This is a genomic window from Limisphaera sp. VF-2 (assembly GCF_049537125.1).
GTDB lineage: Bacteria > Verrucomicrobiota > Verrucomicrobiia > Limisphaerales > Limisphaeraceae > Limisphaera.
Map to the genome: position 1 here is coordinate 1,831,101 of NZ_JBMVQY010000001.1, position 23,744 is coordinate 1,854,844.

Here is a 23,744-nt window from a genome sequence, read left to right on the forward strand (position 1 = left end):
TGGACTCGGCGGGCAGCTTCCGAGCAGTGAGTCTCGCGGAATCAAATGGGCCGGTGTTTGCAATTGTGCCAGTCGCAGTTTGCCCGTGGGATTTGCAGCCCCGGTGCAGGAAGGTGGGATGCCGTGGGACGGCGCTTCGGGAGGAAGGCGGCCGTTACTGGCCGTAGGTGGGCTCCAGGGCTTTCAGGTAAGGGTAGACCGGTGAGTTGGTTCCCACCCGCTGGCGCACCCGTTCGAACACGCGCCGGGCCTCTTTGGGATCGGACCGCGCCACCAGGACGCAGTAGTCCAATTCAATCCAGGCCTTGCGGGGGTCCTGAACATACGGGCCGTAGATGTCCAGCCATTGTCGGAAGCTGTTGATGCCGGCTTTTTGGGCGGCGGCCAGGGAGTCCTCCCACTGCGGCGGCAGGCCGCTGAGGGAGCGCGGATCCACGTGTGCGGGCTTGGCGGCCGTGGCGGCCCGCCGCTGTTGGCGTTCCTCCCAAACCACTGTCAATCGATACCCGACCCAGACGAGCCCTATCATGAGAAGGATGCCCCAGAGCCGATTCATGACTCCGGCACGCGTTCGATGCGCGCCCCCAGGGCGCGCAGTTTGCCGTCGATGTTCTCGTAGCCGCGGTCGATGTGGTACACACGCAACACGCGCGTGGTCCCTTTGGCGGCCAGCCCGGCGATGACCAGGGCCGCGGAGGCACGGAGGTCGCTGGCCATGACGGGGGCACCGCTGAGGGGTCGGCCTCCCTTGACGATGGCGCTGGGACCTTCCAGCTCGATGTCCGCTCCGAGTCGGGCCAGCTCACTGACGTGCATGAAACGCGATTCGAAGATGCGCTCGGTGATGATGCTGATCCCCGGGGCCAGGGTGAGCAGGGCCATCATTTGGGCCTGCGCGTCGGTGGGAAAGCCCGCATAGGGCAGCGTGGTGACATCCACCGGTTTGAGCCGACCGCCGCGGCGGACGATCAGATCGGGTCCCCGCCGTTCGATCTTCACGCCGGCTTCCTGGAGTTTGTCCAGCACCGCGGTCAGATGGCCCGGGTTGGAGCCGTGGATGGTGATCTCGCCGTTGGTGGCCGCGGCGGCGATGGCATAGGTGGCCGTCTCGATGCGGTCGGGAATGACCTCGTGCTCGGCGCCGTGCAGCTCTTTGACTCCCTGGATGGTGATGGTGGGGCTGCCGGCGCCCGTGATGCGGGCCCCCATGGCATTCAGGAAGTTGGCCAAATCGACAATTTCGGGCTCGCACGCCGCACTTTGGATGACGGTGATGCCCTCGGCCAGCGTGGCCGCCATCATCACGTTGGCCGTGCCCAAGACGGTCGAACCCGCCCGACCGCCGAGAAAAATCTCCGTGCCCACCAGCTTGCGGGCGCGGGCATGCACATAGCCACCGGAGATCTGGATTTTGGCGCCCAGGGCCTCGAATCCCTTCAGGTGCAAATTAATGGGCCGCGCTCCGATGACGCACCCACCCGGCAGGGAGACCGTGGCACTTTTCAACCGGGCCAGCAGTGGGCCCATGATGCAGATGGAACCGCGCATTTTGCGCACCAGATCGTAGTCCCCGATGCCCTTGATTTTGCGGGCTTCGATGCGCAGCTCGTCGCCCTGGAATGTCACCTTGGCCCCCAACCAGGTGAGAATCTGCGCCATGAAGCGCACATCGGTCAGTTGCGGGACGCGTCGAATGATGCACGGTTCGGACGTCAACAACGCCGCGGCCATGATGGGCAGCGTGGCGTTTTTCGATCCGCTGATGGTGACCTCGCCGTGCAACGGGACACCACCTTTGATCAGCAAACTGTCCATGACCGCGTCTTGTGTCTAGGGAACCTCGACCGCGGCATTCAACCCGGGGGTCCGGGCCGGGCCTCCACGAATCGAGGTTTTCCCGCGTAATCCGAATGCTTGCCCGTGACCTTCCAGCCGTACTCTTGGAACAATGCCGACACCGCTTCGGCTTGTCCATCCCCGCATTCCACCAGGAGCAGGCCGTCCGGCAGGATTCGGGAACGCGCTTCGCTGGCCAGCCAGCGAAACGCCTCCAGGCCGTCCGGGCCCCCGTCGAGGGCCAGACGGGGCTCGTAGTCGCGGACCTCGGGTTGCAAGGTCGTCAGCGCACCGGTGGGAATGTAGGGCGGATTGCTGATGACCAAATCGAACCGCGGCTCGGCAGGCACGGCGGACAGCCCGTGGCTCTGCACCAGTTCGATGCGGTCCGAGAGCCCCGCGGCAGCCACGTTCCTGCGCGCCACCGCCAGTGCTTCCGGTGAGGCATCCACGGCCACGCACCGGGTGTCCGGACAGTGCTCCACCAGCGCGATGGCCAAGCAACCGCTGCCCGTGCCGACATCCAGCACGCGGCGCGGAGCCGGCCGCTGGCGCAACCAGGTCCAACCCCGCTCGGCCAACTGTTCGGTCTCGGGGCGCGGGATGAGCACATGACGATTCACTTCCAGCTCCCGGCCGCAAAAGGCTGCGCGCCCCAGGATGTACTGCAACGGTTCCCGTTGTCCGCGGCGACGAACCAACTCGCGCAGGGCATCGACCTCGGCCGGGCTCAGGGGGCGTTCAAATTCCAGGTACAGTTGCAATCGCGGCCGTTGGAGCACATGGGCCAGCAACAGCTCCGCCTGCAGCCGGGGTGAGTCGACGCCTTTCCGGCTGAGGAACTCCGTGCTTTTTTGAATGGCCTCCAAAACCGTCACAGCGGTCTCGCAAGGAGCGCGGCCCCGGGGCCGACAATCGAATCGTCACACGGTCCAGCCGTGCTGCCGGAGCGCGTTGGTTCACCGGCGCTGATGATACTCGGGCCGACCATACTTTGTCTCCAGCAGGCTTCGCATGGTGCCTTCCATCGAAAGGGGCGGGGTCCAGGATTCCCATTTGACCGACCAGACTTCGCGCGCGGCTTCGAGCATCGCTTGATGCCATTGCGTGCGCGTGATGCCGAATGCGGGGGGAGGCTGCACGGAGCCCTGGATGAGCAGGCCGGCGCGGGTGCGGCGCTGGGCCGCACCGGCCAGTTTGCGTCCCTGCCAGAGCAGATCGTTGCGTTCGTATCCTTCGAAGCAGCAGCCGGGCTGGACCTGCCGCGGTTCAGCGGCCAGTCGGGTCTCGATGCCCAGGCGGGCGAAGGCTGCCTGGAGCCACCGGTGCAATCGCAAATAGCTCGCCTCGGCACGGAGGGCATACCACGGGTGCCCGGCCGGAAGGACCACCGCGTAGGTCCAATCGGCGTCGTGCGGGACCAACCCGCCGCCGGTGGGTCGGCGCACGATCGGTCGCAAGGGGGTCTGCCGGGCCACGTCGGCGAATCGTTGAAAATAGCCGAAAGAGGCGGCCGGCTCCGTCCAGCCGTAGAAGCGCAGGACGGGACGGCTCGTTTCCCCCGCGTGGAGCAGCAACGCTTCGTCCCAGGCCATGTTCGCAGCGGCGTTCCCCGCGCCGGATTCCCAGACATTCCAAATCTCGAACGGCTCCGGCCCTGGATCCCGGGCGCCCCGGGGCTCCTGAGAGACACCCGGGAGCGCAGGGCGAGGTTGGGATTCGGAAGGAGTCATCCGTGGAAAGGCTGCATGAAGTCGACCTGGGGCAGAATCGACAAGGTCAGACCTTGCCCGCCGAAGGGCACCATTGTCGCAGTTCGCAGTGGGGACAGTCCGGCTTGCGCGCGTAGCAGCGGCGTCGGCCGTGCCAGATCAGCCAGTGACTGAACTGCGTCCATAAATCGCGGGGGACCTGTTGCATCAGCTCCTGCTCGATCTTGTCGGGGTTGGTTTGCCGAGTGAGCCCGAGCCGTTGGGCGACGCGGCGGACGTGGGTATCGACGACGATGCCCTCGTTGATTCCGAAGGCGTTGCCCAGCACGACATTGGCGGTCTTGCGTCCCACGCCGTCCAAGGCGGTCAATTCTTCCATGGTGCGCGGGACCTGGCCGCCGTGTTTTTCGACCAGCGCGCGGCAGCAGGCCTGAATGTTCCGAGCCTTGTTGCGGTAAAAGCCGGTGGGTCGAATGGCTTCTTCCAGTTCGGACAGCGGAGCCTCTGCGTAATCGGCGGCGGTGCGATAGCGTTGAAAGAGCGTGCGCGTCACTTCGTTGACCCGGGCGTCGGTACACTGGGCCGACAGGATGGTGGCGATGAGGAGCTCGAGAGGGTTGGAATAGCGCAGTTCGCAGTGCGCCCGGGGATAGGTGCGCTGCAGTGCGGTCAAAATCGACTTGATGCGGCTTGCATCCGCCTGACGGGATTGTCGTGCCATCGCGAGGGGCAATCTGCCCGAGGATCGGTTGGTGCATCAAGTACGCCCTTGGCGGTCGTCAGGGCCGGAAAGGGGCGGTTGGGTTCTGGCGGCAGAGCAGCTCGCGCGGCTCGGCCGGGGTTGTGGGGGTCGAGGGGCAACCGGAGCCCTTCCGGACAACGTCGGACCCAACCCTTGGCGAAGGCCTTCCAAGGCCCGGTCCACGACCTTTTTCCGAGGCCGGGCTTGGCAGCCGAGCGAAGCCCCGCAGGACGCAAAGGAATCCGGCCCTGGACACGCCAGGGGTGTTTGGTCCTGGGGATTTGTTGTGAGCCAAGGCCGCCGGGCTCGGCGCTTCTGCTGGGAAGGGTCGACCGGCCCGTTCCGAAGGCGGCTTGTGAACCGGACATGGCCGCTGGCTGCCGGCGGGGATGCGAAAGGGGGCCGGGCCGCATGCCGGGCTGCGGGCGAACTCGGAACCTCGCCGGAGGTGGCCGCTCCGGGCTTGGCCCTCGCGCGAGCGCCGGGGACGGAGCGCAGCAGCCCCCTTTTTGTGCTTTGTCAGGGGGCTTGCTGGCGCGAAGGGCCTCCCCGTGGGTCTCCACCCGTGCGGCCGTGCCGGCGGCAGTGCCGAGAGGTTAGGGCTTCTCGATCGGGGCCCCGACCAAGTTCCCGTACTCGGTCCAGCTGCCGTCGTAGTTGCGGACGTTGTTGAGACCGAGCAGGTATTTCAACACGAACCAGGTGTGGCTGGAACGCTCGCCGATGCGGCAATACGCGATGGTGGGCTTGTTGGGGTCCACGCCTTTTTGCTCCAGGTACAGTGCACGCAGTTCTTCGACGGATTTGAAGGTCCCGTCGGGGTTGACGGCCTGACTCCAGGGGATGTTCTTGGCCCCCGGAATGTGGCCGCCGCGCTGAGCTGTTTCGGTCATGCCGGGCGGGGCGATGACCTTTCCGGTGAATTCGTCCGGACTGCGCACGTCCACAAGGTTGTACTTGCCGGTTTGGGAAGCTTCGAAGACCTGCGGGAGCAGGGCGCGCAGTTCGGTGTGAACGGATCGGACCTTGTACTGGGTGGGCGTAATGTTGGGTTTCTCGGTCGTCAGGGGCTTGTCGGGTTCGTTGAGCCACTTGACGCGGCCGCCGTTCATGAGTCGGACGTCTTCGTGGCCGTAGATTTTGAAGAGCCAAAAGCCGTAGGCGGCGAACCAGTTGTTGTGGTCGCCGTAGAGGATCACGGTGTCCTCGTTGCGGATGCCGGACTGGCTCATGAGACGTTCGAAGGCCTCGGCGCTGATGATGTCGCGCCGAACGGGATCCTGGAGCTGAGTTTGCCAGTTGAACCCGATCGCGCCGGGGATGTGGCCGGCGTCGTAGGCCTGGGTATCCACGTCCACCTCGACGATTTTGATGTTGGGCTGGCCGAGGTGTTCCTTGACCCAATCGGTGCTGACCAGGACTTCGGGGTGTGCGTAGTTGCTGGTTGAGCTCATAGGCTTGGTTGCAGGGGTTGTGGGGTTTCTGTCATGGGGTTCAGGCGGGCGACTGCGGAGGCTCCAACCCCTCCTGCAGTTCCCGCACGTGTTTGCGCAGGTTGGTGGTGTACTTGAAGACGTTGTCGGGAAAGATCATGACCCCCAGCCCCACGGGTTCGCGTTCGATGATGCGCCGTGCACCTTCGAGGATCAGCCCGGAACTCGGGCCGGCCAACAGTCCCTCTTGGCGGCAGAGCTCCAGGGCGCGTGTGTAGGCCAGCTCGTACTCGATTTCCAAGATTTCGTCGATCAACGTGGGATCGAACAGTTTCGAAACGGCCAGTTGTTCCACGTTGCGGAGTCCGGGCACGTCATGGCCGGGGCTGGGTTGGACGGCGATGATGCGGATGCGGGGGTTCTGGCTGCGGAGGAACCGGCCGGTGCCGGTGACGGTGCCGCAGGTGCCCAGCGAGACGAACAGATGCGTGATCCGTCCCTCGGTTTGGCGCCAGATCTCCGGTCCGGTGGTCCGGAAGTGGGCTTCGACATTGGCGGGGTTTTCGTATTGGTTCGGCATGGCGTAGCGATCCGACTGGGCCCGGGCATGAGTCTTGGCCAGGTTGATCGAGCCGTCGCCGAGGCCCGGGGCCGGACAGAGTTCGTCGCTGACCACGTCCAGCTCGGCCCCGACGATTTTCAGCAGGAGCTTCTTCTCCATGGGGACCCGATTGGGGACCACCGCGCGCATGCGGTATCCTCGCGCCCCTGCCATCGCGGCCAGGCTCAACCCGGTGTTGCCGCTGGTCGGTTCCACGATGCCGCGCTGGGCATTCACTTCGCCGCGGGCCTCCAGATCGCGCAGCATGGCCCAAGCGGCGCGATCCTTGACCGAGCCAAACGGGTTGTACCACTCCAGCTTGGCGAACAGCTCGAACTGCGGCGACGGATTGAGTCGGTTGATGCGGACCAAGGGCGTGGGGTTGTCCACGTCCGGCAGCAGTTCGAAGATGCTGTTGTAAACGCGCGTTGAATGATTCATGCAGCGATGAATTGGCTTCCGGTCAATGCATGAACCAATAGGGGAGGGCGGGAATGATGTCAAATTCGGCCGGGATTTGCAGGTTCCATCCCGTGCCGACCGGGTCCGACCGCACCGGCGTGTGTGTGGAGTTGCCGACGTCCCGCCCACGATCTTAGGCTGGACAGGGCGTGCCAGGGGCAGAACGCCCCGAGCACGGAGACCGACCGAGTAGCGATATGAAGCCGTGGCTGGGCATGGCCGGGGCGGGGCTGATCCTGATGACGGGGCTGACCGTGCCCTTGCGTGCGGAGGTGCCGCGGGGTCCGGTGGAGATGACCGTGCGGACCTGGCGGCCCGAAGATGGCCTGCCCGATCGCACGGTGACTGCGGTGCTCCAGACGCGCGACGGCTACTTGTGGGTGGGCACTCCCAAGGGCCTGGTTCGGTTCGATGGAGTGCGTTTTGTGCCGGTGGACCTTGCGGGCGCAGAGGGTTCCGCGCCGCGTGCGGTGCCGGTCACGGTGTTGTGCGAAGATGGGCTGGGGCGGCTTTGGGTGGGCACGCAGGGCGAAGGGTTGTGGTGCCAGGAAGCGCAGCAGTGGCGCCGGGTGTCCCTGCCGCCGGATGGTCCCGGCGTGACGATCCACACGGTGACGGCGGCTCCGGACGGAACGTTATGGGTGGGCACCAGCGCGGGCCTGGTGCAGTGGCGAGAGGGGCGGAGCCGATGGTTCACGCGGTCCGACGGCCTGCCGCACGAAACCATCATTCAGGTCTCCGCCGCTCGGAACGGCGAGTTGTGGATCACCACCGCCGGGGGCATCTGTCGGTGGAGTGAAGGTCAGATTCAGCCCTTTCGGTTCGAGGCGGAAAGTGTGGGACGCAGTCCGGAATTCCTCGGCGTTTACGAGGACCGGCGGGGGAATCTGTGGGCCTTCGGGGACACGTACCTCGTCAATCTCACCGAGGGAAAGCGGGTGAATTATTTCCGCAGCGGGGATGTGGCCGCCGTGCGGATTTGGACGTTGTGGGAGGGCCGGGACGGTCGGCTGTGGATCGGGACCAGCGGTCAGGGCCTGTTCTATTTTTCCGGGGAGCGCTTTTTGCCGCTGACGCTCCGCTCCGGCAGCCTTCCCAACGACGTGCGTGCGTTGTGCGAGGATCAGGCGGGGAACCTCTGGTTGGGCACGGGCAACAGCGGGCTGGTTTGTTTGCGGCCGACGCAGGCCTCGTTGCAAGGCGTGGAGGCGGGTCTGCCGCCGGGCCCTGCGACCCTTGTGGCCACGGATCCTGCGGGACGGTTGTGGGTGGGGGTGGAAGGGCAGGGGTTGTGGGTGCGCAGCGGCGATCTGTTTCAGGCGCCGGGCGGCGCGTGGCGGGCCAGCGTCAAAGGTGTCATCAGTGCACTGGCTTTCGACGGTGCGGATCGGCTCTGGGTGGCCACGGCGGGAGCCGGCTTGTACGAAGTGCGGGGGAACCGGGCCGTGCGCCACGGCAGCGCGGAGGGGTTGCGGACGGAGGACGTGGGTGCGCTGGCGGTGGATGGGGAAGGTTGGCTGTGGGTGGCGCCGCGGTCGGGAGGACTGCAGCGGTGGCGACCGGGGCAAACTGCGGATGTCGGGGAGTGGGAGGCGCTGGCGGGGGAAACGGTGACCGTGCTGGTCGCCACCTCGAATGTGGTGTGGGCCGGCACGGCCCAGGGCCGGGTGTGGAAACGCGACTCGGACCGCTGGCGCGAGGTCGGTTCTGCAGAACTGCGCTCGGTGGGAGCCGTGCGCGCACTGCATCCCGATGCTCAGGGTCGGTTGTGGGTGGGCGGGGACCGCGGTTTGGCCTGTGGCGTCGGCGCCCGGTGGTGGGTGTGGCGATGGGAGGAGGCCGGCGCGGCACCTGTACGCGGGCTGACGACGGATGACCGGGGGGCGGTATGGTGGACATCGGGCACGGCCGTGTGGAACTGGCCGGCGGCGCGGGTGCGTCAACTCCTGAAGGGAGGTGAGCCGGTGCGCCCGCGGCTCTGGTATGCCGGTTCGGGGAGTGCGGAAACTCCGCTGCGCTGGGGCTGGCCCCGGGTCGCTCGAACCGGCGATGGCCGTTTGTGGTTCGCCACGGAATCTGGCCTGGTGAGTGTGCGCGGGGACGCCAGCGGCGAGGCCCCACCTGCCCCGCCGGTTTGGATCGAGTCATTGTTGGTCAACGGACATCCGCTGCCCGGATCGAAGATGGGGCGGGGCGGTCAGCGCGGCGCCGCCGCCGAGCCGGTGCGGCTGGGGGCCGGTCTGGCCTCCCTGGAGATCCAGTTCACAGCGCCCGTGCCTGCAGAAGGCGATCGGGTTCGGTTTCGGCATCGGCTGGAGAATTTCGATCCGGACTGGGTGGACAGTGGACCCGATCGGCGTGCGCGTTATGGTCGGTTGCCCGGGGGCTTTTATCGCTTCCAAGTCAAGGCCTTCAGTGCCGACGGCAGTTGGGAGAGCCCCTTGACCGAACTGGCGCTGGTGGTGCCGACGCCCTTCTGGCGCAGCGCCTGGGGAATCACCTTGTGGGCCGTGATGCTGGCCGGGATCGTGGCCGGCGTGGTCCGTTGGGTGTCCCATCAACGGTTGCGTCGGCAACTGGAGCACCTGGCCCAGCAAGAGGCGATGTACCGGGAGCGGATGCGCATCGCGCGCAACATGCACGATGAACTGGGCTCGAAACTGACGCGCATTTCTTTTCTCAGCGAGCGCGCGCTTCTGGAGATGGATGGCCGGCACGGCGCGGCGCAGAAACTGGAAGCCATCGCCAGCACCGCCCGCGCGATGCTCCAGACCCTCGATGAAATCGTGTGGGCGGTCAATCCCAGCAACGACAGCTTGGAGCACCTGATTTCGTACCTGGCCCAGTATGCGGCGGAATACTTCCAGGGCACCCAGACGGAGTGCCAGCTGCGCCTGCCCCGACAGGTGCCGGCCGTTCCCCTGACCGCGGAGGTGCGGCATCAGGTTTTCCTGGCTTGTGAGGAGGCGCTGCACAACGTCCTCAAACATGCCGGGGCCCGAAGGGTGCTGGTGGAAATGCAGGCGCGCGACGGGCTTTTTTCGATCCGCATCCAGGACGACGGGCAGGGCTTCGATGAACGGCGCCCTGTGGGACCCGGCCAGGATGGCCTGGCGAACATGCACCAGCGACTGGCCGAAATTGGCGGCACCTGTCGCGTACGGAGTCACCCGGGACAGGGCACGGTTGTGGAGTTTTGCTTTCCGTTGCCGAAGGAGAAGGCATGAAGGGTCGAACCGAACCGATTCGAGTGGCCATTGTGGACGACGAAGCCGAGCTGCGCGAACAGATCGCCGCCTATGTGGACCACGCGCCGGGGTTCCGCTGCGTGCGCGCGTGCGCCAGCGCGGAAGAGGCGCTGCGGTGGTTGCCGCAGGATCGGCCCGACGTGGTGTTGATGGACATCAACCTCGGTGCCATGGACGGGATCGAATGCGTGCAACGGCTGAAGCCGCAGTTGCCGGAAACGCAGATCGTGATGTTGACGGTGTTCGAGGATACGGAACGGATTTTTCGAGCGCTGGCCGCGGGGGCCACGGGCTACCTGTTGAAACGACTGGCGCCGCCGCGGTTGTTGGATGCCATCCGCGAAGTGCACGCCGGGGGCTCCCCCATGTCCGCCCCCATCGCCCGCAAAATCGTCACCTCCTTCCAACACCCGCCGCCCCGCCCCGACCCGGCCGCGGAGCTTTCGCCCCGGGAACGCGAAGTGCTGGAGGGCCTGGCCGAGGGCCGCGCCTACAAGGAAATCGCCGACAAACTCGGCGTGAGCATCCACACCGTTCGCAACTACATCCGACGGATCTATGAGAAACTCCACGTCCGTTCCCGTACCGAGGCGGTGGCCAAATTCCTCCGCGGCTGAGATCCGGGCGGATCGGGCACGTCGAGCCGCCCGGGCCTCTGCGGCGTCCGCGGGCCCGTCGATTCGAAAGGTGTCGTGGGTCCGCCGCCTCGGGCCCTGGCTCGGTCTGGGTTTGTGTGGGGCCACCTCGCTGGCCCCTGCTCCGGCACAGGATTGGCGACCCGTGCCGGGAACATTGATGACCCGCTGGGCCGCCACGGTGCGGCCGGACAAGGTCTGGCCCGAATACCCCCGCCCGCAACTGGTCCGGACCGACTGGCTGAACCTGAACGGCCTGTGGGAGTTCACCGTAACCCCGATGGTCCGCACTCAGGCGCCCTCGGCCTGGGAAGGTCGGATCCTGGTCCCGTTCCCGATCGAGTCCGCTCTGAGTGGGGTGGGCCGAAGGCTGCGTCCGGACGAGCGGCTCTGGTACCGGCGCACCTTCGCAGTGCCGGCTGCGTGGTCCGGGCGCCGGGTGCGGTTGCACTTCGGAGCGGTGGATTGGGCCTGCCAGGTTTGGGTCAATGGCCGCTTCGTGGGGGAACACCGCGGGGGCTACGATCCGTTCAGCTTCGACATCACCGGCGCACTCCGCTCCGAGGGGGAGCAGGAGCTTCTGGTCGCCGTCACCGATCCCACCGAGGGTGGCCAGCCCCGGGGCAAACAGGCCCACAAAAACGAGGGGATCTTTTACACGCCCGCTTCCGGCATCTGGCAGACGGTCTGGCTCGAACCCGTGCCGGATCCATGCATCAACCGGCTGGTGGTGCGGCCGGAATTGAACGGACTGCGCGTGCGGATCGAACCCTCCGTGTGGCGCGACGAGCTGTTGGTGGAAACAGTGGCGCTGGCCGAGGGTCAGGAAGTGGCTCGCGTGACGGGCCCGGTGGCGGAGGAACTCTGGATGCGCATTCCCTCGCCCCGGCACTGGTCACCCGAGGACCCGTTTCTCTACGACCTGCGCGTGACGCTGCGGCGGGGCACCGCGGTGGTGGACCGCGTCCAGAGCTATTTCGGCCTCCGCACGGTGACCCTGCGCACCGGGGAAGACGGACGCGCCCGCATCGCCCTCAACGGTCGGATCCTGTTCCAACTGGGCACACTGGATCAGGGATACTGGCCGGACGGCATTTACACGCCGCCCAGCGACGAGGCGCTGCGCCACGATCTGGAATTCCTCAAACGGGCCGGATTCAATCTGGCTCGCAAACACGTCAAGGTGGAACCGGAGCGGTGGTATTATTGGTGCGATCGGCTGGGACTGTTGGTTTGGCAGGACATGCCCAGCGGTGAGAATCACACGCCCGAAATGCGACTGCAGTTCGAAGTGGAGTTGCAACGACTCATCGAGGCGCGCCGCAATCATCCGTCCATCATTCTGTGGGTCCTCTTCAACGAGGGATGGGGCCAGTACGACACCGAACGACTCACCGCCTGGATCAAGGAACTTGACCCCGACCGATTGGTTTGCAACGCCAGCGGCTGGACCGACCGCCACGTGGGCGACGTCGTGGACGTCCACAGTTACCCCAGCCCGGTCTCGCCTCCGCCGGAGCCCAACCGTGCGTCCGTGCTGGGAGAATTCGGCGGACTGGGGCTTGGCATTCCGGGCCATACCTGGTCCACCCAGTTCTGGGGCTATGTGATGTTGCCCGACGCCGACGCCCTGGCTCAACGATATCGACGGCTCTTGCAACAGGTCTGGCACCTCCACCGCGTCACCGGACTCAGCGCTGCCGTCTATACCCAGACCACCGATGTGGAAACGGAATGCAACGGCCTGCTCACCTACGACCGTGCCGTCAGCAAACTGGATCCCGACTGGCTCCGCCTCGCCAACACCGATCCCCAAACCCCCTGGCCCGGGCAGTTCTTCTCTCCGCCTGCGTTCGTCCAGCCCGTCCTTTGGCGCTACCGCCTCCAACCGCCCTCCGGCGACTGGACCCAGCCCGACTACGACGACGCCGACTGGGCCGAGGGCGAGGCCGGTTTCGGCACCCACGGCACTCCGGGAGCCATCGTCCAAACCGTTTGGAAAACGGACCGGATCTGGTTGCGGCGAACGTTTGAATTGCCAGCGATGGATTTCAGCCGGCTGCAATTGCTGCTTCACCACGACGAGGACGCCGAGATCTGGCTCAACGGCGTGCTGGCTGCGCAAACCTCGGGCTACACCGTCGATTACGTTCCTCTCCCCATTCGGCCGGAGGCCCTCAGCGCCCTCCGAACCGGACGCAATGTGTTGGCCGTCCATTGCCGCCAAACGCGCGGCGGCCAGTATATTGACGTGGCCCTATGGATGCCCGAAGCCCGGAACGAGAACTCCACCCGTCCGGCCCCGCCGCCGGTGCCGTGACCGTGTGCAGGGAGGCGGACTCTCCGCTGCCGGGGCGCCCGAGCGCGGATTCGCATCAGCGCGCAAACCACGACGCCTCGGCCGCGCCGCCTGCCCCGCCGCGGACCTGGCCCGCCTATCTGGGCCTTCTGCAGGACGGTACCTTGCGGCAGCGAGCCGCCCTTGCCCGAGAGGCCCTTGCCGCCTGTCGGGTCTGCCCCCGCCAGTGCGGGGTGAATCGCCTCGAAAACAAGACCGGCGTCTGCGGCGTTGGCCGGCTCGCCGTGGTGGCCTCTGCGTTCCCTCACTTCGGAGAGGAAGATTGCCTCCGGGGTTGGGGTGGTTCGGGCACCATCTTTCTGTCCGGATGCAACCTCCGCTGCGTGTTCTGCCAAAACCATGACATCAGCCACACCGTCCGTGGGCAGCCCATGACCGCGGAGCAACTGGCCGACGTCATGCTGGCCCTGCAGAAGGCGGGCTGCCACAACATCAACTGGGTGACGCCTTCTCACGTGGTCCCGCAGCTCCTGGAAGCGCTGGCCCTCGCCGCCGAAGCCGGTCTGCAACTGCCCATCGTGTACAACACCAGCGCGTACGATGCCGTGGAAACCCTGCGTTGGCTCGACGGGGTGGTGGATATTTACATGCCCGATTTCAAGTTCTGGTCGCCGGCCGTGGCCCGGCGCCTTGCTCATGCCGAAGATTACCCGGAGATGGCCCGCGCCGCCCTGCGCGAAATGCATCGCCAGGTCGGCGACCTGATCCTTGACGAGCATGGCCTGGCCCGCCGCGGCTTGTTGGTGCGGCACCTGGTGATGCCCCACAACCTGGCAGGCACCGCGGAGGTCACGGCCTGGTTGGCCCGGGAATTGTCGCCGCACACGTACCTCAATCTGATGGACCAGTACCGCCCGGCCGGGCAGGTGACCGGGCCCGAGGGACACCGGCGCTTTCCCGAACTCGGTCGTCCCATTACGGCTGCCGAGTGGCGCCGTGCCCGGGCCGAGGCCGAACGCGCCGGGATTCACCGCTTCGACGTGCGCCAGTGAGCGTGGGCCGGTTCAGGAGCCGCGGCTGCGATCGCCTTCGTCGGAGCATCCCCTCCGGCCCGGGGTTTCCCTTCATTTCCCCTGCTTTCCATGAATCGCGCCTTCGATCCGGGCGTCTAAAGGGCACCATGCTGCGCCCGTGGTCCCTGATATGGTTCGCGGCCGGGATTGCGGTTTGCCAAGCCCTGACGCTGACCAACGGCGGATTCGAGGAGGGCTTGGTCGGTTGGCGCGACCTTTGGACCCGGGACCGCGGCGCGGGCCGGGTGATCCTCCTCACCAACGCTGCCCACTCGGGGAATGCCCATGCCCGCATCGAACACGACGGACCCAGAGATTGGTCCTTTGAGCCCGTGCTGCGCATTCCGTCGAAGACCGGCGAGGTGTACGAAATGACGGCGTGGGTGCGCAAAACCGGCGATGGGTCCGCGTCTCTGTGTGCCTCGACCTGGACGGCCGCGGGCTCCGTGGCGGAGTGGTCCTACGGAAGCGTGGAGATCGAGACGGACGACGGCTGGCAAATGGTTCGGACACGCTGGATCGTGCCGGAAGACGTTGCTGCCCTGCAACCGCGGTTCATAGGTCACGGCCCGGTCCGCCTCGATGTGGATGACGTAACCCTCACCCGGCTGGACGACGTGAACTTCCAGCCCGACCCGTCGCTGCCGCGGGAGCTTTCTCTGGAAAATCCTCGGCTCCGGCTGGCGTTCGACACGATCCACGCCACGTTCCATGTGGAAGATCGGCGCACGGGGCGGCAGTGGCGGCAGATCCCCCTGCATCGGGAACTGCGTGTGCTTTCCGTGCGCGCGGGCGAGCGCCAATGGCAGGTGCGCCTGCTGCATTACGGACTGGGCCGGCCTCTGGAGATGCTCGTTCGGCTCGAGCCGGATGCCCCCGAGTGGACCGTGCAACTGGATTCACCCGGACCCATGCCGACCAGTCCGGTGCGCTACCCGCACCCCTTTGAAACGCGCCCGGGCGAGTCCCTGGTCCTCCCCATGAACGAGGGCATCTCCTTTCCCGTGGACGATCCGGAGGTCGAGCTGTTCCGGCTGATTGCCTACGGCGGACACGGCTTGTGCATGGCGTTCTGGGGCGTGACCGACGGCCGGGCCGGATACAGCGCCATTTGGGAAACGCCGGATGATGCCGCCGTCCGCATGCACCGCGTGGACGGGCGCCTGCTCCTGGCGCCGGAATGGGATCCGCAGAAGCGTCAATGGGGATATCCCCGCCGACTGCGATACGTGTTTTTCGACCAGGGCGGCCACGTCGCCATGGCGAAGCGGTACCGTCGGCACGCCCAATCCCTCGGCCTGGTGCGAACCCTCGAGCAAAAACGGCGGGCCAACCCGAACGTGGACCTGCTGATCGGCGCCGTGAACGTGTGGTGCTGGGACCGGGATGCGCTCGGAATCGTTCGGGAAATGCAGCAGACCGGCATCGAGCGCATCCTTTGGAGTCATCAACAACCTGCCGGGGTGGTCCGCGCTTTGAATGAACTGGGCGTGCTCACCGGCCGTTACGACATTTATCAGGACGTCATGGACCCAGCCCGGTTCCCGCGGCTGCGCGGAATCCATCCGGACTGGCCCACGGAGGCCTGGCCGCACGATCTCATCCGGGACGCCCGCGGCCGGTGGATTCCCGGCTGGGAGGTGGAGACCCGGGACGGGGATCGCATCCCCTGCGGGGTGCTCTGTGACCTTCGTGCGCCCGAGTATGCGCGCCGCCGGATCGCTGCCGAGCTGGCCACGCATCCTTACCGGGCACGCTTCATCGACACCACCACGGCAAGTCCCTGGCGCGAATGTTACGATCCCGCCCATCCCATGACCCGCACGGAGAGCCGGCGCTGGAAGATGGAACTCCTGCGGCTGGTCTCCGAGGAGATGAACCTGGTCACCGGTTCGGAAACCGGACACGACGCCGCGGTGCCGTTTGTCCATTACTTCGAGGGGATGCTGAGCCTGGGCCCCTATCGCGTGCCGGATGCCGGCCGTAACATGAGCCGGATCTGGACCGACGTGCCCGAACCCGTCGCGAAGTACCAGGTGGGATGGCGTTACCGACTGCCCCTGTGGGAGTTGGTGTACCACGATTGCGTGGTGGCCCAATGGTACTGGGGCGATTACAACAACAAACTGCCCGCGCTGTGGGATCTGCGTGATCTGTTCAACATTCTTTACGCCACCCCGCCCATGTTCATGTTCGACCGCAAACTCTGGCAGGAACAAAAGGACCGCTTCGTACAAAGCTACCGCAATGTGTGTCCGATCGTCCGCCGGCTGGGCTACCAGGAAATGACGGATCACCGGTTTTTGACGCCGGACCGGTCGGTGCAGCAGACCCGCTTTGCCAACGGCGTCACGATCACGGTGAATTTTGCCCAGGCCGCGTGGCAGGGACCGGATGGGGAGATCGTGCCCGGGCGCAGCTTTCGCGTGGACCCGGCCGAATGAAGCGCCGCGCCACCGGGCTTGGCTCCCGGTCTGGCAAAGGCTCGTTAAGAAGCCGGGCAATCCGGTTCAGGGGAGTTGAAGCGGCCTTACCCGCACGTTGCGGAACGCGACCGGCCCGTGATCGCCCTGCAACATCAGCGGCCCCACGGCCTGCTCGTCCTCGAACAGGGCCGAGCGCGTCGGACCCGTCACTTCGACATTCTCGTGAATGACCTGTCCGTTGTGTATCACGCGCAAAAACCGCGCATTCTCCACCTTGCGGCCCGTGGAGTCGAACCGCGGCGCGCGAAACACGATGTCAAACGATTGCCATTCCCCGGCCGGCCCGCTGGCATTGACGCGGGGCGAGTGCCCTTCCACCTCCCGCTCCCCCACCCACCGCGGATAGATCCCTCCGCACTCAATCCCGGGGTACTTGTCCCGCTCCACGCCGTAACTGTCGTAGATCTGCACTTCGTATCGACCCATGACGTACACACCCGAGTTGGACCGACGCGCCAAGCAGAACTCGACGTGGATTTCAGCGTCTCCGAATTCCCGCTCCGAGACCAGGTGGACCGTCCGGCCTTTCGGACCGTTCCAAACCGCGCCGCTTCCCGGCAGGGGCCGCAGGCGGGTCGGTTGTTCCGGATCCAGTTCCACCCCGCCCACGACCTGCCAGTCCCCCAACGGGGTGCGCCAACCGGTCAAATCCCGGCCATTGAAGAGTTCGATTTCGGGCGGGGCGGAGGGAGATTGAGCCCGGACGATTCCCAGCCCCAGGCACCCGAGCAGAACGATTGCCCTCCCAATCGCCCTCAGGATTTCGTGCCTTGCTCGCGTCGCGGCCCGGAGAGGCGCCTGTCCGTGGTCGGTCTCTGCTCTGCGCATGGAGACGGCATAGGCCACGGTTTGCCCGGAGGCAATTCCGTAGATAGACCGCCCCGGCTTGTCGGAAGAGTCGGCCCGGCTTTTGAGGCAACCACCACCCAAGCGGGGATTCTGCCGGGGGACCGCAGGGACGAGTTGTCGGTTGCCACGGAGAGACGCCCGGGCCCGGCGGCCAACTTGGGGGACCGGCTGCGTCGTTCAGGCGCCCCTGACGCATGGAGCCCTGTGCGCGCCTCGAGGGACCGGTTGACCCTTCGCCAAACACGCGGTCGGTGGATCGACACCCCGGCTGACCAGGGGCCGGGTGGACGCATGCGGTTCGGGCTCGGCTCGGGTTCACCCGCTTCGTGCAGCCGTGCCGGGTTTCCCGGTTTCTCCGACCTCATCGCCAGAATTGGCCATGTGCCGAGGGCTTGTTTGCCACTATAGTGAAGTCGCTTGGAAATGAACCCGAGAGCTGTCCGCGTCCGGTTGGCCGCCGCACCGATGGCTTCCGCCGTCAGGCCCGGATCTGTTACGCTCGCGGCGATTCGGACACGGACTGCTGTCAACCCAGGAAAGGTCCTATGAACGAGCGCGGACGCAGGACTTCTTCAGCCTCCCTCTTCCACGGTCGAGCGGTATCGAAGCACTGGTGGCGATATGCGGCCCTGACGGGGTTGCTGTGGACGACGACGGCGCATCTGATGGCCCAGGCGCAAAGCGGCACTTGGATCAGCGGCGCCGGGGGGTTCTGGAACGACCCGGGCAACTGGTTGAATGGCCTGGTGGCATTCGGTCCGGATCAAACCGCGACCTTCCAGGCCGACCCCGCCAACAATGCCGCCATTTCGGTCAGTGCCGCGGCCGGGCAAGGGGACCAGCCGGTGGTGATCGGGCACCTGATTTTTCAGGACACGGATCCGAGCACGGTGGGGCACTGGCAGATCGACAACGTCGGGTATCCCCTGGTGCTCAGCAACAACGCGTCGCCGTACAGCCTTGTAAGTGTCCACCTGGCCACGGGCGACCGGGCCAACCTCATCACGGGTTGGGGTATCGCCACGATCAACGCCAACGTGATCGCCACGAACACGCTGGTGAAGGACGGACCGGGGACCCTGGTGTTGAGCCCCGTGCCGGACGGTCCTCTGGCAGGGGTGAACCAGATCAGCGGTGGGACCATCATCAGCAACGGCATGTTGCAACTGGGGCCCACGGCCCGGAACGACAGTTATAACCCGGTGAACAGCGTGGCCCTGGGCGGCGCAGCGGGCGGACCGGTCATTTTCCGCGGCGGCGCATTGCGCAGCTACCTGGCCGCCGTCCCCGGCAGCAACCCGAGCACCACGCCCACCGTGTCGGGCCTGCCCAACGACCTGGTCATCGAGCCCGGCCAGACCGGCACTCTTTACCTGTCGCCGCGGGCCTTCCCCGCCTTCAGCGGCAACGTGCACGGCGGCGGAACGTTGAACCTCTTCGTGGACTTTGTCCGCGACAACTTGGGCGGCAACTGGGGCGGGTTTACCGGCCGCGTGGTCGTGGCCGCCACGCCGCGGCAGGCCGGCGACCTGCGGTTCACTGATGACTTTGTGGTCAACGGAGGCTGGGCCGGCGCGCGCGTGTACATCACCACCAACGGGATCAATGCGAACATCGTCAACATCTACAACAACGGCGCCAGCGGGAATGTGGTCGCCTTCGGCGAGCTGGCGGCCGACGTACCCGGCATTGCCAACATCTTTGCCAACAGCACCGGCGCCGGCGCCGGCAGCTCGCTGCCCATGATCCTGCGCGTGGGCGGTCTGAACACCGACGCCTCCTTCAGTGGCAACTTTGCCGCCCCCGGCGTGGCCAATGGCATCGGCATTATCAAGGAGGGCACCGGCACGTGGATCCTGAACGGTCCCACCATCGAGTACAACGGCATCACCGTGGTCAGCAACGGCGTATTGCAGTTCGGCAGCGGCACCAGCGGCAAGCCCGGCCGGACGCCGGTGATCACCAACTATGCCACGCTGGCTTTTGGACGCAGCGATCTGCTGGTCGTCACCAACCTCATCGACGGTCCGGGCAACGTCGAGCAACGCGGCTCGGGCACACTGGTGCTCGCTCCGCTGGGCGGTGCCAATCCCTACACGGGCCGAACGATTGTCCGTCAGGGCTTCCTCAGCGTGACCAACGAGGCCGCGCTCGGACCCAATCCCGCCTCGTTTGCCGCCAATCAATTGACCCTGGCCGGTGGCGGCCTGCGCGCCCTGCAAGATCAGACGTTGAGCCATGCCAACCGCGGCATTTGGCTGGACCCGGCCGGTGGCGTTTTGAGTGCCGATGCCGGTGCCACGCTTACGGTGGCCAATGTAATCTCCGGCCCCGGACCGCTGCGCATCAGCGGCCAGGGTAACGTGGGACTTACCGGGGCCAACACCTTCACCGGACGAACCATTCTCGAGAGCGGCGTCCTTCTTCTCGGAGGGGAGTCGTTCCTGGGTTCCGCCCCGGCCAGCTTCACGCCGGATCAATTGACCTTCGATGGCGGCATCCTGCGCCCCACCGGCAGTTTCGCTCTCGATGATGCGAACCGGGGCCTCACGTTCGCCGCCGGGGGCGGCACGATTGCACCCGAGGCAGGGACGACCTTGACCCTGGGCACGCCTGTGACCGGCCCCGGAGCATTGGTGAAGAGTGGCGCGGGGACCGTTCGCCTGGCGGCGATTGATAACCGGACCGGGCCGACCCGCATCGAGGCCGGTACGCTGGAAGTGGCTCCCGGCGGCGCCCTGGCCACAACGCCCCTGATCACGGTGGCCAATGGAGCCGCGTTCGACGTGGGCACCACCGGCTACACCCTCAACGCCGGTCAGACCCTCACCGGCAGCGGCGAGATCCGCGGCCATGTCACTGCCGGCAACGGGAGCACAATCAGCCCCGGCGACAGTGTCGGGACGCTCACCTTTGCCGGCGACCTGGCTCTTGCCGGTGGCGCCACGCTGGAGATGGACCTCTCCACGACTGCCTCGGACCGCCTCACTGTGGGCGGCAACCTGAATCTCAGCGGCCAAAACACGGTCGCCGTGCGATTACTGGAAGCCCTGCCCGTGGGCTCCTACCGCCTCATCACCTACGGCGGCACCCTGAGCGGCACCACCGCCAATCTGACCCTCGCGGGCTACCCGCCTTCTCGTCTGGTGCCGTCGCTCGTGCACGATCCGGGGGCCAAGGCCATCGACCTCACCATCACGGGTCAGGCCCTGCAACTGGTCTGGCGGGGCGGGCTGAACAACAACGCCTGGGACGTCAATACCACGGCCAACTGGTTGAACAACGGTAACGCGGACGTGTTCCTGAACGGGGACAGCGTGCTCTTCAACGCGACCGGCGCAGCGAACAGCAGCGTCAACCTCGTGGGCAGCCTCTCGCCCGCCGAGGCGATCGTGGACGCCGCCACGGACTACACCTTCCAAGGGTCGGGCAGGCTGACCGGCCTGGCCTCGCTGACCAAGCGCGGCTCGGGCACGCTCACCGTCCTGACGGAGAACGACTATACCGGATCCACGCGCATCGAGGCCGGCACCTTGCGTGTCGGCAACGGCACGGCGGGCGGCAGTCTGGGGACCGGCGCGATCTCCAACAACGCCAGCCTGGTTTACAATCTGCCGGACCGCCGCACGGTGGCCTCCCCCATCCGCGGCGCCGGCTCTGTCGTTGTGGAATCCGGCACCGTGGTCTTGACGGGCGACAACAGCTATGCCGGCACAACCACCGTCGCCCCGGGTGCGCAAGTGGAAGTGGGTGACGGCGGCAGCACGGGTTCGCTCGGCACCGGGCCTGTCAATCTCCAGGGGAGCCTCGTCTTCCATCGCGATGGCGTGGTGACCAACGCCGGCAGCATCACCGGCTCCGGCAACGTGACGGTGCTCGGCCCGGGCCGGGTGGTCTTGGCAGCCAACAACAACTGGTCCGGCAGCACTTTGGTCAACGGCGGTACGTTGCAAGTGGGCGCGGGTGGCCTGACGGGCACCCTGGGGACTGCCGGCACGGTGACCCTGACCAACGGCGGCACCTTGGCCTTCAGCCGGAGTGACACCATCACCAACGCCGTGGCCGTGGTCGGCGCCGATGGCACCCTGGCCCAGCTCGGCCCTGGTACTCTGGTCCTGACCAGTGAGGCCAATGCCTACGGCCGCACCTGGATTACGGGGGGTACTCTGCAGTTGGGTGACGGGGTCAACGATTCCGGTCAACTTGGAACGGGCAGGATCACCGTGGAGGCCCCCGGCCGACTCGCGGTCCATCGGCCGCCGGTCTATACGCTGACCAACCTCGTTGAAGGGACCGGCAGTCTCGTCTTTGCCGGCCCGAGCAACCGAATCAGCACCGTGGGCGGTCCGAACACCTACAGCGGCGGCACGCTCCTGAGCAATACCTACGTCACGTTGGTCCCGCCCCCCACCAGTCCGGCGGTCGATGGTTTCGTGAGCGTCAACGGGAACGCGTTCGGGACCGGCACCTTGACCGCCGTGGGTACCAATGTGGTCGAGTTGGCTGCGGCCACTGTGAACGATCTGTCCGGAGCCGTGGCCTCCGGAAACTTCGGCGTGCCGGTCCATGTGCCGGCGGGGCAGGAGATCACGTTCTGGTTGCCCGGCCGGTTTACGTGGAGCAGCACCGTTTCTGGTGAAGGCACGGTCAACCTCGGCGTCAACTACGTGCGCGGAGACATTGCCGGCAACTGGACCAACTTCCACGGCCGCCTGAATGTGATCACCAACGCCGTCAATCCGGCACCGTCCGGGTTCGACTTCCGCGTGGCCACGGCCGGCGGGTTCCCGAACGCGAGGGTGTACCTGGCGGATAACGTAAGCATGTACTCCCGTGCCGCGGCCAACTCGATCATTCCCTTCGGCGACATCTCGGGCGGTCCCATGGCCACAATTCGAGCTGCCTCCGGCGGCGGCGGCTCCCCCGGTCAGACCATGACCATGGTGGTGGGCGGGCTCAACACCGATGCCACCTTTGCCGGCACCATTCTGGACGTGGTGCACGTGGTCAAAGTGGGGAGCGGCAAGTGGACGCTGACGGGCGCCAGCAGTTACACGGGCAACACCACCATCAGCAATGGTGTCCTGGCCCTCGCCGCAGCACCCGAAAGCGGCGACGGCTCCATCGGGTATTCGCCGGTGATCACGGTGGTGGCGCCGGGCGTGTTGGATGTCACCGGACGGAGCGACCGTTTGTTGGACGTGGGCTCGGCGGCCGAACAGTCGCTGCAGGGCAATGGCACCATCCGGGGCAACGTGCAGATCAGTTGGGCCGGCTCGATCCAGCCGGGATTCCCCAACGCCCACGGGACCCTCACGGTGGATGGCGATCTGACCGTGGGTGGCACGCTCAACTTCAGGATCAGCCGCTCGGCCGGGCCCCAGAGCGACCGGCTGGCTTTCAACAACATCACCATCCAGCCCGGCGTCACTCTGAACGTGAGCCAACTGGACACCAACAACCTGCAGACCGGCGACGTGTTCCAGCTGTTCAGCAAGCCGGTCCCGGCGGAGAACTTCGGCGCCATCAACCTGCCGTTCCAGAACGTGGACGGTTCGATTCAATATGTCTGGACGAACATGTTGGCGGTGGACGGCACCATCCGCCTGCTCAGCGGAGCAGAGCCCAGTGTGAACACCACGCCCACCAACATCACGGCGGTGCTCACTGCCGGGCAGCTCGAACTCTCCTGGCCCGCCGATCGCACCGGGTGGACGCTGCAAAGCAATGCCGTCAGCATCACCGCCTCGGATCAGTGGTACCCGGTGCCGGGCTCGCAGAACACCAATCGTGTGCTGATCGTACCGGACGCCTCCAGGACGAACGTCTTCTACCGCCTGGTTTATCCATAGGCGCAACTGCGTCCTGGCTCTGAACCCCGGGACAGGGGACGGGCTCCACGGCCTCGTCCCCTGTCTTCTTACTGGGTCGGCGCAGCGGCGAGCTGCTGAGCTCTGATCCCGAGAACCCACGTAAAACCGCCGGACGAGATCGGCCTTCCCGTCCCACGATGGGGCTCCGGCAGTTTTGCCGGGGCACCCGACGAAGCCTGTGTGGGGAATCACCTGGCAAACTGCACACAACGTGGACAGGCCCGGGGTCCTTCACCGAAGGAGCCGAAGGTTGAACAGCACCGCTGCGCCCGGCAGGCCCGTTCCGGATTCCCGGTGTGAACCGACCGTGCCGACTCACGACCGTTTCTCGGGAATCCCTGGCAGACCCAATGGCCACCCAACTCAAAAGACGTCGGGCAGGTTTCGCCCCTTCGGCGTGCCGCGAACCCGCGTCGACGGGGCGGAGATGCGACAGCTCAGAGCAGCACGCTCGGTAACCGCTTTGCCTCGATGTCGGGTCAATGGTTGCGCCCC

14 protein-coding genes are annotated in these 23,744 nt (G+C 66.2%); 6 read left to right on the forward strand and 8 right to left on the reverse strand.

Annotated features, from left to right (window positions below; all coding sequences use genetic code 11):
• Positions 1-154: 154 nt before the first annotated feature.
• From ACPDIT_RS06505 to ACPDIT_RS06535, 7 genes are all read right to left on the reverse strand, one after another.
• Entirely contained in the window at positions 155-556 is a 402-nt protein-coding gene (locus tag ACPDIT_RS06505; RefSeq protein WP_423442364.1) for a hypothetical protein, read from the reverse strand.
• Positions 553-1,815, reverse strand: a complete 1,263-nt coding sequence (gene murA / locus ACPDIT_RS06510) for a UDP-N-acetylglucosamine 1-carboxyvinyltransferase (protein WP_423442365.1) — start codon at positions 1,813-1,815, stop codon at positions 553-555. Before murA ends, ACPDIT_RS06505 begins: the two co-directional genes overlap by 4 nt.
• A 38-nt stretch (positions 1,816-1,853) precedes the next feature.
• Positions 1,854-2,714: a peptide chain release factor N(5)-glutamine methyltransferase gene (gene prmC, locus ACPDIT_RS06515; RefSeq protein ID WP_423442366.1), complete on the reverse strand. Its 861-nt coding sequence runs from the start codon at positions 2,712-2,714 to the stop codon at positions 1,854-1,856.
• Positions 2,715-2,795: 81 nt separating this feature from the next.
• Positions 2,796-3,431, reverse strand: a complete 636-nt coding sequence (locus ACPDIT_RS06520) for a lipoate--protein ligase family protein (RefSeq protein ID WP_423442367.1) — start codon at positions 3,429-3,431, stop codon at positions 2,796-2,798.
• A gap of 184 nt (positions 3,432-3,615) precedes the next feature.
• Positions 3,616-4,269, reverse strand: coding sequence for an endonuclease III (gene nth, locus ACPDIT_RS06525; RefSeq protein WP_423442368.1), 654 nt, complete (start codon positions 4,267-4,269; stop codon positions 3,616-3,618).
• 617 nt (positions 4,270-4,886) lie between these two features.
• Positions 4,887-5,744, reverse strand: a complete 858-nt coding sequence (locus ACPDIT_RS06530) for a sulfurtransferase (RefSeq protein WP_423442369.1) — start codon at positions 5,742-5,744, stop codon at positions 4,887-4,889.
• Positions 5,745-5,784: 40 nt separating this feature from the next.
• On the reverse strand, positions 5,785-6,765 hold the full coding sequence (locus tag ACPDIT_RS06535) for a PLP-dependent cysteine synthase family protein (protein ID WP_423442370.1): 981 nt from the start codon (positions 6,763-6,765) through the stop codon (positions 5,785-5,787).
• 218 nt (positions 6,766-6,983) lie between these two features.
• Here ACPDIT_RS06535 and ACPDIT_RS06540 point away from each other — a divergent pair, with 218 nt between their 5' ends.
• The 5 genes from ACPDIT_RS06540 to ACPDIT_RS06560 all read left to right on the forward strand — a co-directional run bounded on the left by ACPDIT_RS06540 (position 6,984) and on the right by ACPDIT_RS06560 (position 16,485).
• Positions 6,984-10,013 (forward strand): two-component regulator propeller domain-containing protein, encoded by a 3,030-nt coding sequence (locus tag ACPDIT_RS06540; RefSeq protein WP_423442371.1) that lies wholly within the window; start codon positions 6,984-6,986, stop codon positions 10,011-10,013.
• Entirely contained in the window at positions 10,010-10,651 is a 642-nt protein-coding gene (locus ACPDIT_RS06545) for a response regulator (protein WP_423442372.1), read from the forward strand. Before ACPDIT_RS06540 ends, ACPDIT_RS06545 begins: the two co-directional genes overlap by 4 nt.
• Before the next feature lie 70 nt (positions 10,652-10,721).
• The gene (locus ACPDIT_RS06550; protein ID WP_423442373.1) at positions 10,722-12,989 is read left to right on the forward strand and encodes a sugar-binding domain-containing protein; all 2,268 of its coding nucleotides are present in this window, start codon (positions 10,722-10,724) and stop codon (positions 12,987-12,989) included.
• The gene (locus ACPDIT_RS06555; RefSeq protein WP_423442374.1) at positions 12,929-14,020 is read left to right on the forward strand and encodes a radical SAM protein; all 1,092 of its coding nucleotides are present in this window, start codon (positions 12,929-12,931) and stop codon (positions 14,018-14,020) included. The genes ACPDIT_RS06550 and ACPDIT_RS06555 overlap by 61 nt, the downstream gene beginning before the upstream one ends.
• A gap of 128 nt (positions 14,021-14,148) precedes the next feature.
• Positions 14,149-16,485: a glycoside hydrolase gene (locus ACPDIT_RS06560; protein WP_423442375.1), complete on the forward strand. Its 2,337-nt coding sequence runs from the start codon at positions 14,149-14,151 to the stop codon at positions 16,483-16,485.
• A gap of 66 nt (positions 16,486-16,551) precedes the next feature.
• Here the strand turns inward: ACPDIT_RS06560 and ACPDIT_RS06565 are convergent, their stop codons facing one another.
• Positions 16,552-17,355 (reverse strand): 3-keto-disaccharide hydrolase, encoded by an 804-nt coding sequence (locus tag ACPDIT_RS06565; protein WP_423442376.1) that lies wholly within the window; start codon positions 17,353-17,355, stop codon positions 16,552-16,554.
• A gap of 566 nt (positions 17,356-17,921) precedes the next feature.
• Between ACPDIT_RS06565 and ACPDIT_RS06570 the strand changes: the two genes are divergently transcribed.
• A complete protein-coding gene (locus ACPDIT_RS06570; RefSeq protein WP_423442377.1) occupies positions 17,922-23,228 on the forward strand; it encodes a beta strand repeat-containing protein in 5,307 nt (1,768 codons plus the stop codon).
• The last annotated feature ends 516 nt before the right edge of the window (positions 23,229-23,744 follow it).